The following is a 16,766-nucleotide window of genomic DNA, read 5'->3' as shown; positions in this document are numbered from 1 at the left end:
CGCCGCCGGCCGGGCCGCCGGAGGCCCCTGCGCCCGGCGGAGCGCGAGGCCGCCGGACCTCCTACGCGCGGGGAAGGGTGACGTGGTAGGCCTTGCGCAGGGTCTCGTGGACGGTCCAGGTGGTCCGGTCGCCCGCGCGCAGGACACAGGCGTCACCCGGTCCGACCTCCAGCACGGGGCCGCCCTCGACCTCGATGGTCGCCCGGCCGCTCACCACGACGAACAGCTCGTCGGCCTCGGTGTCGGTGACGACGCCGGGCGTGATCTGCCACAGGCCGCGGACCTGCGTGCCGTCGGCCGACTCGCCCAGCACCCGGCCGGTCACCACCGGGTCGCCGGAGACGATCTGGGCGGGGTCCAGCGGTTCCGGCTCCAGGTCCGCGTCGGGGACGTGCAGGGCGAAGGGGGCGGGGGACTGTTCGATCGTCGTCATGGAAGGCCACTCTTCCAGGTGGGCGCCGGTGCGGCGGGCGCCATGGTGTCAGGAGATCGGGTGCGGTCTTGACCCTCTGTCACGCCCGGCGCGCGCCGGGACTACGCGGGTGCGGCGGCGGAGGCGCTCAGCAGCTCCAGCAGGTCGTCCACGATGTCGCCGGGATCCGCCCGGCCCTTGCCGCCGCGCGCCAGGTGCCCGCTGAGGGAGAGGCTGACGGCGCCGTGGACCAGGGCGACCAGCATGGCGGTGCGCCGCTCGGTGTCCCCGCCGGGGACGACCCGGTCCGCCTGGCACTGCCGGACGACACCTGTCAGCGCCGCGTGGGCATGCCCCGCGGCGACGGTCAGCTCGTCGTGCGGCCTGGTCCAGGAGCCGTAGATCAGCGCGAAACGGGCCGGGTGGTCCAGGGCCCAGGCCGTGTAGGAGTGCAGGGCCGTGCGGAGCGCGCTCCGGGAGTCCCGCGCCTGCCGGGCCGCCTCGTCGACGATGTCGCCGAGCCGCCGCAGCTCGCGTCCGGCCACGGCCGCCAACAGCGACTCCTTGTCGGCGAAGTGCTTGTAGGGCGCCATGTGCGAGACCCCGCTCAGCCGGCCGACCTCGCGCAGCGTCACCGCCTCGATGCCACCCGCGTCCAGCAGACCGGTGGCAGACGTCACGAGAGCCGTACGCGTGTCCTGGGCCATCCCCCCATCCTAGGGTGGCGGGACGGTGCGCGGCGGGACCGGCCCCGTCGCGGAACAACGCCCGGCACCCGAGCGTTGGCACCCAGGGCGGCCGATACTGGAAGCGCCCCCACCACGTACCGCCCGAGCCGGGTGAAAAACCGGTTGCCGACCCTCATAACCTTGAGAACTGATGAGCACCACCACGCCCGCGCCCGGCGCGGACACACTCCGTTCCCGGCTCCGCGACCTCATGCCGTCGGACCGGCACCGGCTCCGCCGCCGTATCGACGGCCTGGCGAAGATCGGCGACGAGCGGCGGCGTGCCTCCGTCACCGCCCAGATCGCCCGCGACATCGACGAGGCCGTCCTGCGCGTGGACGTGCGCCGGGAGGCGGTGCCCGAGCTCAGCTACCCCGAGGCGCTGCCGGTCAGCGCCCGCCGCGAGGACATCGCGGCGGCCATCCGCGACCACCAGGTCGTGATCGTCGCCGGTGAGACCGGTTCGGGCAAGACCACGCAGCTGCCCAAGATCTGCCTCGAACTCGGGCGCGGCGTCATGGGCACCATCGGCCACACCCAGCCGCGCCGCCTGGCCGCGCGCACGGTCGCCGAGCGCATCGCCGACGAGATCGGCACCCCCCTCGGCGAGACCGTCGGCTACAAGGTGCGCTTCACCGACTCCTCCAGCGAGAGCACGCTGGTCAAGCTGATGACCGACGGCATCCTGCTGGCGGAGATCCAGCACGACCGCATGCTGCGCGCCTACGACACGCTCATCATCGACGAGGCGCACGAGCGCAGCCTCAACATCGACTTCCTGCTCGGCTACCTCAAGCAGCTCCTGCCCAAGCGCCCCGACCTCAAGGTCGTCATCACCTCGGCGACCATCGATCCCGAGCGCTTCTCCCAGCACTTCGACGACGCCCCCATCGTCGAGGTCTCCGGCCGCACCTATCCCGTCGAGGTCCGCTACCGGCCCATCTACGACGAGATCCTCGACCCTGACGAGCAAGGGCAGGGCAAGGACCGCGACCAGACGCAGGCGATCCTGGACGCCGTGGAGGAACTGGGCCGCGAGGCCCCCGGCGACGTGCTCGTCTTCCTCAGCGGAGAACGGGAGATCCGCGACACCGCCGAGGCGCTGGAGAAGAAGAAGCTCCGGAACACCGAGGTGCTGCCGCTCTATGCGCGCCTGTCGGTCGCCGAGCAGAAACGCGTGTGGTCCTCGCACTCCGGACGCCGCGTCGTCCTCGCCACCAACGTCGCCGAGACCTCCCTGACGGTGCCCGGCATCAAGTACGTCATCGACCCCGGCACCGCGCGCATCTCCCGCTACAGCCACCGGACCAAGGTGCAGCGCCTGCCCATCGAGGCCGTCTCCCAGGCCTCGGCCAACCAGCGCAAGGGCCGCTGCGGCCGGGTGTCGGAGGGCATCTGTATCCGGCTGTACTCCGAAGAGGACTTCCTGTCCCGCCCGGAGTACACCGACCCCGAGATCCTGCGCACGAACCTCGCCTCCGTCATCCTCCAGATGGCCGCCCTCGGCCTGGGCGACGTCGCCGCCTTCCCGTTCGTGGACGGCCCCGACCACCGCCAGATCAAGGACGGCGTCAACCTGCTCACCGAGCTGGGCGCCCTGCACCCCGACCCCTCCGGAGCCAAACGGCGCCTCACCCCGCGGGGGCGCACCCTGGCCCAGTTGCCCATCGACCCCCGGCTGGGCCGCATGGTGCTGGAGGCGCAGGAACGCGACTGCCTGGCCGAGGTCCTGGTCATCACCTCGGCGCTGTCCATCCAGGACCCGCGCGAGCGCCCCTCCGACAAGCAGCAGCAGGCCCAGGCCATGCACGCCCGCTTCGCGGACAAGGAATCGGACTTCCTGGCCTTCCTCAATCTCTGGAACCACCTGCGCGACAAGCAGAAGGAGCTGTCGGGCAACCAGTTCCGCCGGATGTGCCGGGACGAGTTCCTCAACTACCTGCGCGTGCGCGAGTGGCAGGACATCCACGGCCAGCTCCGCCAGGTGCTGCGCACCATGAACGTCGATGTGCCGGCCCCGCGCGAGGCCGCGGCCGACCCGGCCGAGGTGCACAAGTCGCTGCTGGCCGGACTGCTGTCCCACGTCGGCCTGAAGGACCCCGACAAGCACGAGTACCTGGGCGGGCGGGGCGCGCGCTTCGCGATCTTCCCCGGTTCGTCGCTGTTCAAGAAGCAGCCCCGCTTCGTCATGGCCGCCGAGCTGGTGGAGACCTCGAAGCTGTGGGGCCGCATGGTCGGCCGGATCGAACCCGAGTGGGCCGAGGAACTGGCCGGGGACATCGTCAAGCGCAGCTACAGCGAACCGCACTGGGAGCGCAAGCGCGGGGCCGTCATGGCCTTCGAGCGCGTCACCCTGTACGGGGTCCCGATCGTCGTGCAGCGCAAGGTGCAGTACGGGCGCATCGACCCGGTGCTCTCCCGCGAGCTCTTCATCCGGCGCGCCCTCGTGGAGGGCGACTGGGAGACCCGCCACCACTTCTTCCACGACAACCGCAAGCTCCTGGAGGAGGTCGAGGACCTCGAACACCGGGCCCGCCGCCGCGACATCGTCGTGGACGACGAGGCGCTGTTCGACTTCTACGACCGCCGCGTCCCGGAGTCGGCCGTCTCGGCCGCGCACTTCGACTCCTGGTGGAAGAAGGCCCGGCGCGAGGACCCCACGCTCCTGGACTTCACCCGTGAGGAGCTGATCAACCACGGCGTCGACGTGGTCAGCGAGGACGACTACCCGGACGTGTGGCGCCAGGGCGAGTTCGTCTTCCCGCTGAGCTACCAGTTCGAGCCGGGCAGCGACTCCGACGGCGTCACCGCCCACGTTCCGGTGAAGTTCCTCAACCAGGTGGAGAACACGGGGTTCGACTGGCAGATCCCGGGCCTGCGCGACGAGCTGATCACCGCGATGATCCGGTCCCTGCCCAAGCCGTTGCGGCGCTTCTTCGTCCCCGTCCCGGACCACGCCGCCGAGGCGCGGGCGGGGCTGACCCCCTACGAGGGTCCGCTGGCCGAGGCGCTGGCCGCCGAACTGACCCGCATGGCCATGCCCAAGGGCGGGGACAAGGTGCCCGCGAGCGCCTTCCAGATGGACCGCGTCCCCGACCACCTGCGCATCACCTTCCGGGCCGTGGACGACCGGGGCCGAACCCTGGCCGAGTCCAAGGACCTGGAACAGCTGCGCGCCAAGCTCAAACCGCGCCTGCGCGAGGCCATCTCCGCCGAGGCCAAGGGCGTGGAGAGGAAGGGCCTGACCTCGTGGGACTTCGGTCCCCTGGAACAGACGCTGGAACGCAAGGCGCTCGGCCCCAAGGTCAAGGGCTACCCCGCCCTGCTGGACGAGGGCGAGAGCGTCGCGATCCGCATCTTCGACACGCGGGCCGAGCAGCGCGCCGCCATGTGGGCGGGCACGCGCCGCCTGCTCCAGCTCACCGTGCCCTCCCCGGCGCTCGCGGTCAGCAAGGGGCTCAACAACCCGGACAAGCTCGCCCTGGCCGACAACCCGCACGGGTCGGTCAAGAAGATGCTCGCCGACGCCGAGTCCGCCGCGATCGACCACCTGCTGGCCCGTGAGGGCGGGCCGGTGTGGAACGCGGAGGACTTCGCCAAGCTCGCCGACCGGGTGCGCGCCGACCTCGGCGCCACCCTCGCCGACGTCCTGGACAAGGTGGCCCGGGTCCTGGTGCTGTGGCGCAAGGTGTCCAAGAAGGTCAAGGGCACCACGTCCCTGGCGGTGCTGCCCTCGCTCAACGACGTGCAGGGCCAGCTCGGCGACCTGGTCGGCGACGGGTTCGCCACCGCGGCCGGCCTGAGCCGCCTGGACGACGTGCACCGGTACCTGCGCGGGATCGAGTACCGGCTGACCAAGCTGCCGGAGAACCCGCGCCGGGACCAGGTCAACATGGCCAAGGTCGAGCAGATGCGCCAGGCGGTGCGCAAGGGCGTGGGGGCGCTGCCCGCGGGCCGGTCCGCCGACCCGGACGTGGCCGAGCTGCGCTGGATGCTGGAGGAGTACCGCGTCAGCCTGTTCGCCCAGGAACTGCGGACCGCCTACCCGGTCTCGGACAAGCGCATCATGAAGGCCCTCGAAGCGGTCAAGGCCGCCGGGAAGTAGAGGGGCGGCCGACCCACGCCGTTCGCCCGGCTCTCATCGGCCCGTCTCCGGGGTGGCCGGGCACGGGCGATAGCATGCCGCTGGTGGTATAGACCACATTCGGTACACGCGCGATGAGAACGAGGTTCCCGGTGGGCGACTCGGTGCACGGACGGCGGCTCCTGTTGGTGGGCACCTACACACCCGACTCCGAGCCACCCGGTGGAGGGCAGGGCGTCCACCGGGTCTGGTTCGACCCCATGACCGGGGAGATGACCGACGGAGGCGTGGCCGCGCACACCCCCGGCCCCTCGTTCCTGGCCTACCGGGCGGACCCGCCCACGGTGTACGCGGTCAACGAACGCGAGAAGGGCACTGTCACCGCCTGGCGGATCGACGCCGACGCGGGGCTCACCGAGCTCGGGCAGGCCCCCACCGGGGGCGCCTCGCCCTGCCACGTCCTGGCGACGGACACCGCGCTGACGGTCACCAACTACGCCAACGGCGTGGTGGCCGCGTTCGCCCTGGCCGGCGACGGGGCCATCGCCCAGGAGGCGGCGCGGTTCGCGCACACCGGCTCCGGCCCGGTCACGGACCGCCAGGAGGGCTCCCACGCGCACAGCGCCGTCGCGGTCGACCCGCTGCACGTGCTCGTGGCCGACCTGGGCACCGACGAGCTGCGCGTGGTCCGCGACGGCGAGCAGACCGGCACGATCGTGCTGCCCCCGGGGACCGGGCCCCGGCACGCGGCGGTGGCGGGGGAGTACGTCTACGTGGCGGGCGAGCTGGACTCGCGTGTGCACGTCCTGCGCTGGGACGGCGACACCGGCACCGCGGAGTACCTCGGCTCCGAGCACGCCACCGGCGAGCGGGCCGCGGGCACCAACTTCCCCGGCGAGATCCTCACGCACCGGGAGCGCGTGTACGTGTCCAACCGGGGCGCGGACGCGGTCTCCACGCTGGCGGTGCGCGACGGCGGAGCGCGTCTGGAGCACCTGGCCAACACCCCGGCCGGCGGCGCGTGGCCGCGCAACTTCACCGTCGTGCGCGGACACCGCGACGAACCCGACCACCTGGTCGTCGCCGCGCAGAACGGCGACTCCCTGGCCGCGCTGCTCATCGACCCGAAGTCCGGCGTGCCCGCCGACACCGGCCACCGCCTGGCGATCCCCGCACCCGTGTGCGTGCTCCCGGTCCCGATCACCCGCATCCGGCGGGCCGCACGCCCCTGACCTGGGTGCCGGAGTGATTCCTACAAGCTTCGGGGCCTCGGATCTGTCGCCTCCCGACTCCCGTCGGGAGGTCGGCATATCGGACAATGGGTGCGATCATCTCCCACGAGCTCCCCGGAGTGGACACACCCATGCCCGCCTTCGCGTCGACATCGGTCCAGTACAAGGGCCTGACCGCCCGCGACCTCGCGCTCATCGCCGTCTTCGCGGCGCTGATCGCCGCCCTGAGCGTCACGGTCGCCATCCCGATCCCGTTCTCGCCGGTCCCGATCACCCTCCAGACGCTCGGCGTCATGCTCGCGCCCAGCCTGCTGGGATGGAAGCGCGGCACCCTGGCCGTGGCGACCTTCCTCGCCCTCGGACTGGCCGGGCTCCCGCTGTTCGCGGGCGGACGCGGCGGTGTCGCCGTCCTGGCCGGGCCCTCCGCGGGGTTCATCGTCAGCTGGATCTTCGCCGCCCTGGTCATCGGCTACCTCACCGACCTGATGATCCGCCGCAGGAACTACAACCTCTGGGCCGGGATCGGCATCAACGTGCTCGGCGGCATCGTGGTCATCTACGCGATCGGCGTTCCCTGGCTGGCCGTGGCCCTCGGCGACGGCGTCCTCGCCGCCGCCTACTCCATGGCGGTCTACCTGCCCGGTGACCTGGTCAAGGCCGTGCTGACCGCCGCCATCGCCGCCACGGTCGCCCGCGCGTACCCCATCCCGCCCGCCGGGCAGCCGGTCGTCGTCACGGAGCGGGTCGAGGGCGCCTGATGCTCCGGTTGGAGGGTGTCTCCCACTCCTACGAGGGCCGGCCGGTCCTGCGCGACGTCACCCTCGACCTCGCCGAGCACCGCATCGGCGTGATCGGGGCCAACGGATCGGGCAAGTCCACGCTCGCCCGCACCCTCAACGGCCTCGTCGTGCCCGACAAGGGCCGGGTCACCCTGGGGGAGTGGGACACCCGGCGCCACGCCCGGCGGATCCGCCGCCGGGTGGGGTTCGTCTTCTCCGACGCCGCCAACCAGATCATCATGCCCACGGTCGCCGAGGACGTGGAGATCGGCCTGCGCCGGCTCCGACTCGGCCGCCAGGAGACCGCCCGCCGGGTCGACGCCCTCCTGGAGCGGTTCGGGCTCGACGGCCACCGCGACCACCCCGGGCACCTGCTGTCCGGCGGGCAGAAGCAGTTGCTGGCCCTGGCCTCGGTGATGGCGACCGAACCCGGGATCCTGGTGTGCGACGAGCCCACCACCCTGCTCGACCTGCGCAACACGCGCATGGTGCACCGCACCCTCACCGGGCTCGACCAGCAGCTCATCCTGTTCACGCACGACCTGGACCTGCTGGCCGACTTCGACCGGGTCCTGGTCGTCGACGAGGGGCGGGTGGTCTTCGATGGCGAGCCCGACGCGGCCGTGGCGGCCTACACCGGCGGCATGCTCGACGAGGAGCGGGACGGGGCCGAACGGTGACGACGACGGGCCTGTACGTTCCCGGCACCGGGCCGCTCCACCGCCTGACCGCCGGGACCAAGCTGCTCGCGCTGCTGGCCGTGAGCGTGGTGGTCATCGTCGCGGGGGATCCCCGGGTCTCCGTCGGCACCCTGGCCGCGGCCCTGGCCGTGTACCCCCTGAGCGGGCTGGGCCTGCGCCGCGCCTGGCACGTCCTGCGGGTGCTGTGGCCGTTCCTGCTGGCCATCGGCGTGTTCCAGACCCTGTTCGGCGACCTTCCGACGGCCGTGCGGCTGGTCGGCCAACTGGCCGCCCTGGTCCTGCTCGCCAACGTCGTCACGCTCACCACGCGCGTGCGGGAGATGCTCGACCTGTTCGAGCGCGCCGCCCGGCCGCTGCGCCACATCGGCGCCGACCCGGACCGGGTGGCCCTCGTGCTGGCCCTGACCGTTCGCTCCATCCCGATGGTCGCCGCGGCCTGGCGGGCGGCCCACGAGGGCTACGTGGCCCGCGGCCTGTCCGGACGGCCGCACCTGCTCGTGGTCCCGGTGATCGTGCAGTTGCTGCGCATGGCCGAGGCGACGGGTGAGGCGCTCGTGGCGCGGGGGATCGACGAGCCCGACCGGCCCGGCCGTAGGTGACGCCGGGATCTTTTACTGAATACGCATGATGTGCAGTTGGTACCGATTCAATATCGTATATGTTCGCCAGTCCGCATTCGGGTGAATAATCGCAGGCACACATCCCCCGCCGTGCGAACGAATCGGTGATCATGTGCCCTGGCGCATTCCCGGTGCTCATCGAGTCCGACCCCTGGCCGTGGCGCCCGTCGCGCTCGCCGCCGCCATGGTGCTGACCGTGTCGGGCGCGGGATCGGCCTCGGTCGGCGTCCCCGAGCCGGACCCGCGCCGGCTGTCCGGGCTGCTGTCCGAGCGCGCGCTGCCCCTGGTGCCCTTCGCCCCCGTCACCGCCCCGGCCACCGGCGGCTCGCCCCTCACCGCCGAGGACCGCGCCGACCTCACGGCGCGGATCGAGGCCCGCGTCGCCGGAACGGGGGCCGACGTCGGCATCGCCGTCCAGGACCTGCGCACCGGTGCCGCCTACGGCTACGAGGCGCACGAGCCGATCCACACCGCCAGCGTCGTCAAGCTCACCCTGGTGGCCATGCTCCTGGCCCGCGCGCAGGAGGAGGGGCGCGACCTCACCTCGGGGGAGCGCGCCCAGGCCGAGGCGGTGATCCGTTACAGCGACAACGACGTCACCGACGTCCTCTACCAGAGCAACGGGTTCACCGACGGCTTCGTGGCCGGTACACGCGCCTTCGGGATGCGCGGCACCGAACCCAACCCCGTCGGCGTGTGGGGCGCCACCCTGACCACCGCCGCCGACCAGCTCCGCCTGTTGCGCGCCCTGTACACCGACGACAGCCCGCTGTCGGCGGAGGACCGTGCCTTTGTCCTCGGCCTGATGGAGGAGGTCGCCCCGGAACAGGCCTGGGGCGTGTCGGCCGCGGCCGGGCCCGAGGACACCGTGGGGCTGAAGAACGGCTGGACGCCGCGCGAGTCCAACGGCGGGCGGTGGAACGTCAACAGCGTCGGCTTCGTGGCCGGACCCGAACGCGAGTACCTGGTGGCCGTCCTCACCGACGGCAACGGCGACTACGTCGGCGGCGTCGGTCTCGTGGAGGACCTCGTCTCCATGGTCACCGGCGAGCTCGGGCGCCCTTGAGGCGGGGCCTTCACGCCCTCCGGTGTGCCCGCTCGTTCCTCACGGACCCACCTCCAGGCCTTCCAGGACCCGTCGGCGCCCTCGCTCCCTGCTTGCTCTGGGCCGCCGACGCACGCGTGCCCCGTCCGGACGACCCGGACGGGGCACGGCGTGTACAGGCGGGGCGCTCCCTAGTCGAGCGGACCGCCGGCCACGTAGATGACCTGGCCGGAGACGAACCCGGCGTCCTCACCGGTCAGGAAGGCGACCGTGTTGGCGACGTCGGCCGGGACGCCCGCGCGGCGCACGGGGATCTCCTTGGCCTTGAACTCCTTCATGGCGTCGAAGTCGATCCCGATCCGCTCGGCGGTCGCCCGCGTCATGTCGGTCTCGATGAACCCCGGGGCCACGGCGTTGCAGGTCACGCCGAACTTGCCGAGCTCGATCGCCAGGGTCTTGGTGAAGCCCTGCAGCCCGGCCTTGGCCGCGGAGTAGTTCGCCTGGCCGCGGTTGCCCAGGGCGGAGGAGCTGGACAGGTTGACGATGCGGCCCCAGCTGTTCTCCGTCATGTGCGCCTGTGCGGCCTTGCTCATGAGGAAGGAACCGCGCAGGTGCACGTTCATCACGGTGTCCCAGTCGTCCGGGGACATCTTGAACAGCAGGTTGTCGCGCAGCACGCCCGCGTTGTTGACCAGGATGGCGGGCGGGCCGAGACGCTCGGCGACGGTGGCGACGGCGGCGGTGACCTGGTCGGCGTCGGAGACGTCGCAGCCCACCGCGACGGCCTTGCCGCCGTCGGACGTAATGCGGTCCACGACCTCCTGGGCGTCGGACTCCTTCAGGTCCAGTACGGCGACGGCCCGGCCCTCACGCGCCAGGCGTTCGGCGGTGGCGGCGCCGATACCGCGGGCCGCTCCGGTCACGATCGCCACACGAGGCGTTGGGGACATGTGAAACCTCCAGTAAGTCACGTGGTGGGCGCGTGCGAATCCTATCCGCATGCCTACCGGTCGGTACGCGTCCGGGGGGCCACAAACGATCCGACCTGGTGGCCCGGTTCGGCACTCCCACCTGGGATTGGGCCAACCCGCCGATTCGGTATCGCGGTTTGCCTGCACGCGGGCGGGAGGTGGCCTACGATTGCCGAACAGAACCAAGATGCACGTGCATTCGATCCGTGCAGCAGCACACGCCCGCGGCGGCACTGCCGGGCCGGAGACGGCCACGTCGCATCAGTGAGGAGTGGATGGCATGGAGTGTGCGGAGGCGGTGGCGGAGCCGACCGGGGGATGGTGGCTCAAGGTCCTGACGCACGGTTCCCGCCGCTGGAACACGCCGGTCTGCGGCGACCGCCATGACGCGGTGACGTGGGGCCTGGAGGCCCAGGCCCACGCCGTGGGGGCCGCACGCGAGATTTCGGAGGCCCTTCTCCGAGAATGGGACATGGAGTACTTGACCGGGGATGTCGCCCTGGTCGTTTCCGAATTGGTCACCAATGCCGTGCGCCACGGCGAGCCGCTGGTCTTGACCAGGCGCAGCGCCGAGGGCATTCAGCTGTCCCTGATGCGCAGCGGGCGGGAATTCATCTGCGCCGTCCGTGACGGCGCAGATCGCCTGCCGAGCAGAAGGGAGCCCGATCCGGCGGTCGAGGGCGGGCGGGGACTTGCCCTGGTGAGCGCTTTCGCGCGAGAGTGGGGTGTGATTCCCACACCGCCGGGCGGAAAGTTCGTTTGGGCGCAATTCGTGTGATCGGGTCACGCCGCCGCCGGCGCCGTCCCGTGAGCCACCTCGACGATGACCGATGGAGGGGTCCGAGGTCGATCGGCGGTCGTGCCGCACCGCACCTCCGGAGCGGTGGTGGGACGGGACAATGCGTCCATCGTGTACATGTAGTGTCGTGACCGCACGGCAGGTGTATCCGGCGGTTCCGGATACTCTTGTGGGGAATGACAGAGAGGCGGCGAACGTGGATATCGCTCGATTGCGCAAGGGGAGTGGCCCCACCGTGCGTCGCATGCTGCTTGGGCACGAGCTACGGAAGTACCGCGAACAGCGCGGTATCACGCGCGAGGACGCCGGGAACCGGATTCGGGCGTCGGCGTCGAAGATCAGCCGGATGGAACTGGGCCGGGTGGGATTCAAGCTGCGCGATATCGAGGACCTCCTCAAGATGTACGGGGTCTCCGACCGCACGGTGATCAAGCAATTCCTCGAAGTGGCCCGCGAATCCAACAAGCCCGGGTGGTGGAAGGAGTACGGCGACTCCCTCCACAAGTGGCTCGTGCGGTACGTGGGGTTCGATGAGGCCGGCCGACCACATCCGCATCTACGAGTCGCAGTTCGTTCCCGGCCTGCTCCAGACCGAGGAGTACGCGCGGGAGATCATCTCCGGCGGTGTCGAGACGGACCTGGTCACGGAACAGCGGATCGAGGCGAGACTGCAGAGACAGAAACGCCTGGACCGCGACCACGACATGCGCATGTGGGTGATCCTGGACGAGGCGGCCGTGCGCCGCCCGATCGGCGGCAAGGCCCGCGGCCGGGAGATCATGCGCGGCCAGATCCGGCGGCTCATCGAGTTCTGCCGGGACTACGACAACATCACGCTGCAGATCATCCCCTTCGAGGTCGGCGCGCACGCGGCGGAGGCGGGCTCCTTCACCCTGCTGCGCTACTCCGAGTTCGAGCTGGCGGACCTGCTCTACCTGGAGCAGCTCACCGACGGCGAGATCGTGGACCGGCGCAGTGTCGTGGAGGCCTACACCAAGGCGATGACCAGGCTGAGTGTCGCCGCGGCCACGCCGGACGAGACGTTGGAGATGCTCGAGGGCATGTTGGAGGACCTGGAGAAGGACTGACGTCCGTCGTCCGCGGGAGGGCGGAGACGGATGATACGAGGGTATGGGCTCGCCGCGGCGGGCCCTTCGTGTGCTTCGGGCCGTGGTGGAGGGCTCCGTTCGGGAGGCGGAGCCCTCCATCGTCATGTCCACTCCACCCGGCCGGCCACGCCATGTCCTGGATCCGCTGTTTCCGCTGCCCCGACGTCCGGCCCCGCACCGACCGGCGCTGACCGCGCCGTCGGTTCTGATGCCCTGTGCCCTATCGGGCGGCGGGAGGGAGGGGCTGCGCCGTCGGCGTCGGTTGAGGGTGGCCCACCCGTTCCGCGTAGCGCCCCGGTGGGCGGTGGCGGGTGACGGGTGGGCGAAGCGATCCGACGGACACGGTCTAGCTGACCAGATTGTCGAAGTCGCCGTCCTTCGCGCCGTGGATGAGGCAGTCGATCTCCTCCTGCGTGTACACGAGCGCGGGACCGGAGGGGAAACGCGAATTGCGCACGGCGATGGAACCGTCGGCCAGGCGAGCCATCTCGACGCAGGCGCCCTGGGAGTTGCTGCGCTTGGCCTTCTGCCAGGCGGCGCCGGTGAGCTCGGTGGCGCTGATGCCGTTGTGAGCGGTCATGGATGCTCCTTCGAATGCGTGTGGGGAACGTGCGTGCCGATGCACTGCCAAATGCACGTGCATAAGCACCGGCACGTTCACAAGCTTAGCGTGACGAACACCACCTGTCCCTGACTTTGGCCCGATGTAAGCGCGGTGTAACCCGATGGGCGTCTGGCGGTGACACTGCTCTCCTGGGCGAGGGGTCGGGAACGTCCCGGACGGCGACGTCCCGCGCGGACGCGCCCAACGGAAGAGCCCCACCGATCCGCACGGATCGGTGGGGCGCGCAAGGTGTGGAACAGGTGGTGCCGTGGAGCCGGCGGCCCCGGCATGGGTCAGGAGCACTCCAGGGCGGTGGTCAGGGCCGCCAGGTTGCCCCGCATGATCGAGGGGTAGTCGTCGCCGGGGGAGTCCTCGGTGACGCCCTCCAGCGGGTCGAGCACCTCGACCTGGGCGCCGGACTCGGCGGCGATCGTGTCGGCGGTCGCGTCCGGCATCAGGGGCTCGGTGAAGACCGTGGTGATGCCGCGCTCCTCGACGGTGTCGGAGATCGCCGCGATCTGCGAGGGCGAGGGCTCGGTGTCGGGGTCGACCCCGCTGACACCGATCTGCTCCAGCCCGTAGGCGTCGGTCAGGTACGTGAACGCGGTGTGCCCGACGACGACCTCGTCGTGGGCGCAGGAGGCCAGACCGTCCTCGTACTCCTGGCCGATCGCCGTCAGCTCGGCGGTCACGGCCTCGGCGTTCTCCTCGTAGGCGGCGGCGCCGTCCGGGTCGATCTCGGCCATGCGCTCGGCGAGCGCGGTGGCGGTCTGGGACATCAGGTCGACGTCGAGCCAGAAGTGCGGGTCGAACTCGCCGTGGTCGTGCCCGTCGCCCCCGGACTCCTCCTCGTGCGCGTGCTCGTCCTCGGCCTCCTCCTCATGGGCGTGCTCGTCCTCGTGGGCGTGGTCCTCGCCCTCCTCGTCCTCGTGCGCGGCCTCCTCCGGGTCCGCGGGGCGCAGTTCGACGATGTCGGCGACGTCGAGGGCGGCGTCGGCGGCCTCCTGCTCCACGGCCTCGTCCACCGCGGGCTGGAGGCCGGAGACGGAGAGGGCGATGTCGGCCTCGCTCACCTGGCCGACCTGGCGGCCGGTGAGTTCCAGGTCGTGGGGCTCGACGCCCGGCTCGGTGAGCTGGACGACGGCGGCGCGGTCGCCGCCGACCTCCGTGGCCAGCCACTCCAGGGGGTAGACGCCCGTGACGACGGTGAGGGCGGCGTCGGCGGGCGCGGTGCCGGACCCGTCCTCCCCGCCCCCGGAGCACGCCGCCAGTGTGATCATGGCGGCGCCGACGGCGGCCGCACGCAAGGTTGTCCCAGTTCGCATGGGTCCATCATCGGGAAAATGAAAACGGTTGTCAATTTGTCCGCATTCGCACGGCTTTCGCGGCCCCGCCCGGCCACCCCTCGCCGGCCGCCTCAGTTGGACTCGGCGAAGCGCTCCACGTCCTCGGTCCGGCCCGCGACCACGATCAGGTCGCCCTTGTGCAGCACGGTCTCCTCGGTGGCGTACGTGAACTGCTCGTTCAGCCGCTTGACCGACACCACCGTGATCCCGTACTTGTGCCGGACCCGCGTCTCGCGCAGGGACTTGCCGAGCAGTTCCCGGGGCGCCTTGGTCTTGCCGAGGGAGAACCCCTCCTCCAGCTCCACGTAGTCCAGCATCCGACCCGACACCAGGTGGGCCACGCGCTCACCCATGTCGTGCTCGGGCAGGACCACGTGGTGGGCGCCGACCTGTTCCAGGATCCGGCCGTGGCGGCGGCTGACGGCCTTGGCCCAGATGTCCGGCACCCCCAGGTCGACCAGTTGGGAGGTCGCCAGGATGCTCTCCTCCAGGTGCGTGCCGATCGCGACCACGGCGTGGCTGAACTGCGCGGCGCCGATCTGGCGGAGCGCCTCGTCGTCGGTGGCGTCGGCGATGACCGTGTGGGTCAGGGCGTCCGAGAACATCTGGACCAGCCGGGGGCTGGAGTCCATGCCCAGGACCTCCCAGCCGTGGTTGACCAGTTCCAGGGACATGGAGCTGCCGAACCGGCCCAACCCGATCACCAGGATGCGCTTGTCGGACACCTTCTTGCTGTGCGGCACGGGGCCTCTCCTCGTTCTCTCAGCCGATCATCGGCCGCGCTTCGGCGAAATCGTAACGCCGCTTGCGCTCGCGGAACGCCAGCGCGGTCACGAACGTGATGGGGCCCATCCGGCCGGCCATCATCAGGACCGCGAGCAGGGACTGGGCCCACGGGGCCAGCTCGGGGGTGATGCCCGTGGACAGTCCGACCACACCCACCGCGGAGACGACCTCGAAGAGGGTCTCCATGAAGCCGAACGGTGTGGCCTGGAGGAAGAACACCGTCGTGACGGCGACCACGGTCATCGACAGGAACGTCAGGCTCAGCGACTGCCGGATCACGTCGGGCGCCAGCCTACGGGAGAACACATGCACCCGGGCGTGCGCCCGCACCTCCGACCACACCACCAGGAACAGGACGGCGAGGGTGGCGACCTTGATGCCGCCCGCGGTCCCGGCGCTGCCGTTGCCGACGAACATCATCATGATGGTGAGCAGCAGTGTGGAGTCGTTCATCTCACCGGTGTCCGTGGCGTTGAAGCCGCCGCTGCGCGGCATGACGCCGTGGAAGATCCCGTCGGTGATCCGAGCCCACCAGTGCAGGCCGCCGAGCGTGTCCGGGTTGTTCCACTCCATGAGTGTGATCAGGACCGCCGACACGGCGAAGAGCAGTCCACTGGTGATGAGCGTGAGCTTGGTGTGCAGGCTCCACTGCCCGGGCAGGCGCCAGTGGTGGCGCATCTCGATGAGTACGGGGAACCCGATGCCGCCGAGCATCACCGCCAGGGCCACCGTGAACAGGATGACCACGTCACCGGAGAAGCGCATCATGCTGTCGTCGTAGAGCGACAGTCCGGCGTTGTTGAACGCGGAGACGGAGTGGAACAGGCCGGAGTAGGCCGCCTCCCCGAGCGTCATGTCGTGACCCAGCCACATGCGCGGCGTGATGATCAGGAACACCAACGCCTCCAGTACGAGGCTCACCTTGACCACGCGGGTCACGATGCCGCCGACGTCGCCCACCGCCAGCGCCCGGTTCTCCGCCTGCACGTTCAGCGTCATGCGCAGGCTGAACCGCTGTACGACGGCGACCCCCAGCAGTGAGGCCAGGGTCATGATGCCGAGCCCGCCGACCTGGATGAGCGCCATGACCACGATGTGGCCGAAGGTGGTCAGATCACCGCCGATCGAGATGACCGAGAGGCCGCACACGGCCAGCGAGGTGGTCGCGGTGAAGAAGGCCTCGACGAAGGTCAGACCCTTGCCGCCGGTGGACGCGGCCGGGGTCATGAGCAGGAGCGTGCCCAGCGCGTCGACGGCGAGGAACATGACGAGGAAGGCTCGCGCGGGCTTGTCCCACGCGGACCGGGGCCGGACCAGTGCCTCCTGGTGACGGCGTCGTTTGTGCAGGCGGAGCGCGGAGAGCAGCGCGGACAGACGGCGGCGGAGCACAGCCGTCCACAGTGCGGCGCGCTCGCGCGTCGCTTCGGACACCCACCTCATCGTCGCGTATCCACCCGAACCTCCGCGTCGTGACTCCCGGACCGGATCGATTCTGCCAGTTGGGCGAGGGTGCGTGGCACGTGGCCCGCCGGACGGGAGGAGGCCGCGGC

Annotated in this window: 14 protein-coding genes and 1 pseudogene; 8 read left to right on the top strand and 7 right to left on the bottom strand. The window is 70.8% G+C overall.

Features of this window, described 5'->3' with window-relative positions; translation table 11 throughout:
- Positions 1–61: 61 nt before the first annotated feature.
- A complete protein-coding gene (locus HNR10_RS08050; RefSeq protein ID WP_179822102.1) occupies positions 62–433 on the bottom strand; it encodes a cupin domain-containing protein in 372 nt (123 codons plus the stop codon).
- A gap of 101 nt (positions 434–534) precedes the next feature.
- Positions 535–1,119 carry a TetR/AcrR family transcriptional regulator gene (locus tag HNR10_RS08045; RefSeq protein WP_179822100.1) on the bottom strand — a complete coding sequence of 195 codons (585 nt, stop codon included), beginning with the start codon at positions 1,117–1,119 and terminating at the stop codon, positions 535–537.
- A 172-nt stretch (positions 1,120–1,291) separates the two neighbouring features.
- Here HNR10_RS08045 and hrpA point away from each other — a divergent pair, with 172 nt between their 5' ends.
- The 6 genes from hrpA (at position 1,292) to HNR10_RS08015 (ending at position 9,622) form a co-directional block, all read left to right on the top strand.
- Positions 1,292–5,245, top strand: coding sequence for an ATP-dependent RNA helicase HrpA (gene hrpA / locus HNR10_RS08040; protein WP_179822099.1), 3,954 nt, complete (start codon positions 1,292–1,294; stop codon positions 5,243–5,245).
- Positions 5,246–5,358: 113 nt separating this feature from the next.
- The gene (locus tag HNR10_RS08035) at positions 5,359–6,456 is read left to right on the top strand and encodes a lactonase family protein (protein WP_179822097.1); all 1,098 of its coding nucleotides are present in this window, start codon (positions 5,359–5,361) and stop codon (positions 6,454–6,456) included.
- 131 nt (positions 6,457–6,587) lie between these two features.
- Positions 6,588–7,214 (top strand): biotin transporter BioY, encoded by a 627-nt coding sequence (locus tag HNR10_RS08030; RefSeq protein WP_179822096.1) that lies wholly within the window; start codon positions 6,588–6,590, stop codon positions 7,212–7,214.
- The gene (locus HNR10_RS08025; RefSeq protein WP_179822094.1) at positions 7,214–7,915 is read left to right on the top strand and encodes an energy-coupling factor ABC transporter ATP-binding protein; all 702 of its coding nucleotides are present in this window, start codon (positions 7,214–7,216) and stop codon (positions 7,913–7,915) included. The genes HNR10_RS08030 and HNR10_RS08025 overlap by 1 nt, the downstream gene beginning before the upstream one ends.
- Positions 7,912–8,535, top strand: a complete 624-nt coding sequence (locus tag HNR10_RS08020; protein WP_179822092.1) for an energy-coupling factor transporter transmembrane component T family protein — start codon at positions 7,912–7,914, stop codon at positions 8,533–8,535. The genes HNR10_RS08025 and HNR10_RS08020 overlap by 4 nt, the downstream gene beginning before the upstream one ends.
- A 178-nt stretch (positions 8,536–8,713) precedes the next feature.
- The gene (locus HNR10_RS08015) at positions 8,714–9,622 is read left to right on the top strand and encodes a serine hydrolase (protein ID WP_312889163.1); all 909 of its coding nucleotides are present in this window, start codon (positions 8,714–8,716) and stop codon (positions 9,620–9,622) included.
- A 170-nt stretch (positions 9,623–9,792) separates the two neighbouring features.
- Here HNR10_RS08015 and fabG read toward each other — a convergent pair whose 3' ends face one another.
- Positions 9,793–10,551 carry a 3-oxoacyl-ACP reductase FabG gene (gene fabG / locus HNR10_RS08010; protein WP_179822090.1) on the bottom strand — a complete coding sequence of 253 codons (759 nt, stop codon included), beginning with the start codon at positions 10,549–10,551 and terminating at the stop codon, positions 9,793–9,795.
- 301 nt (positions 10,552–10,852) lie between these two features.
- Between fabG and HNR10_RS08005 the strand changes: the two genes are divergently transcribed.
- Complete coding sequence (locus tag HNR10_RS08005; RefSeq protein ID WP_179822089.1) at positions 10,853–11,350, top strand: ATP-binding protein; 498 nt, start codon at positions 10,853–10,855, stop codon at positions 11,348–11,350.
- Between the two features lie 265 nt (positions 11,351–11,615).
- Positions 11,616–12,459 (top strand): annotated as a pseudogene (locus HNR10_RS08000) (helix-turn-helix domain-containing protein).
- 367 nt (positions 12,460–12,826) lie between these two features.
- Here HNR10_RS08000 and HNR10_RS07995 read toward each other — a convergent pair.
- The 4 genes from HNR10_RS07995 to HNR10_RS07980 all read right to left on the bottom strand — a co-directional run bounded on the left by HNR10_RS07995 (position 12,827) and on the right by HNR10_RS07980 (position 16,656).
- Positions 12,827–13,060, bottom strand: coding sequence for a DUF397 domain-containing protein (locus HNR10_RS07995; RefSeq protein WP_179822087.1), 234 nt, complete (start codon positions 13,058–13,060; stop codon positions 12,827–12,829).
- Positions 13,061–13,377: 317 nt separating this feature from the next.
- Positions 13,378–14,409, bottom strand: a complete 1,032-nt coding sequence (locus HNR10_RS07990) for a metal ABC transporter substrate-binding protein (RefSeq protein ID WP_179822085.1) — start codon at positions 14,407–14,409, stop codon at positions 13,378–13,380.
- A 92-nt stretch (positions 14,410–14,501) separates the two neighbouring features.
- Positions 14,502–15,173 carry a potassium channel family protein gene (locus HNR10_RS07985; RefSeq protein WP_053614947.1) on the bottom strand — a complete coding sequence of 224 codons (672 nt, stop codon included), beginning with the start codon at positions 15,171–15,173 and terminating at the stop codon, positions 14,502–14,504.
- Between the two features lie 19 nt (positions 15,174–15,192).
- Positions 15,193–16,656: a TrkH family potassium uptake protein gene (locus HNR10_RS07980; RefSeq protein WP_179822083.1), complete on the bottom strand. Its 1,464-nt coding sequence runs from the start codon at positions 16,654–16,656 to the stop codon at positions 15,193–15,195.
- Between the last annotated feature and the right edge of the window lie 110 nt (positions 16,657–16,766).

This window comes from Nocardiopsis aegyptia (genome assembly GCF_013410755.1).
Lineage (GTDB): Bacteria > Actinomycetota > Actinomycetes > Streptosporangiales > Streptosporangiaceae > Nocardiopsis > Nocardiopsis aegyptia.
Note: the sequence above shows the minus strand (reverse complement) of the source record. Positions and strands in the feature narration are given on the sequence as shown.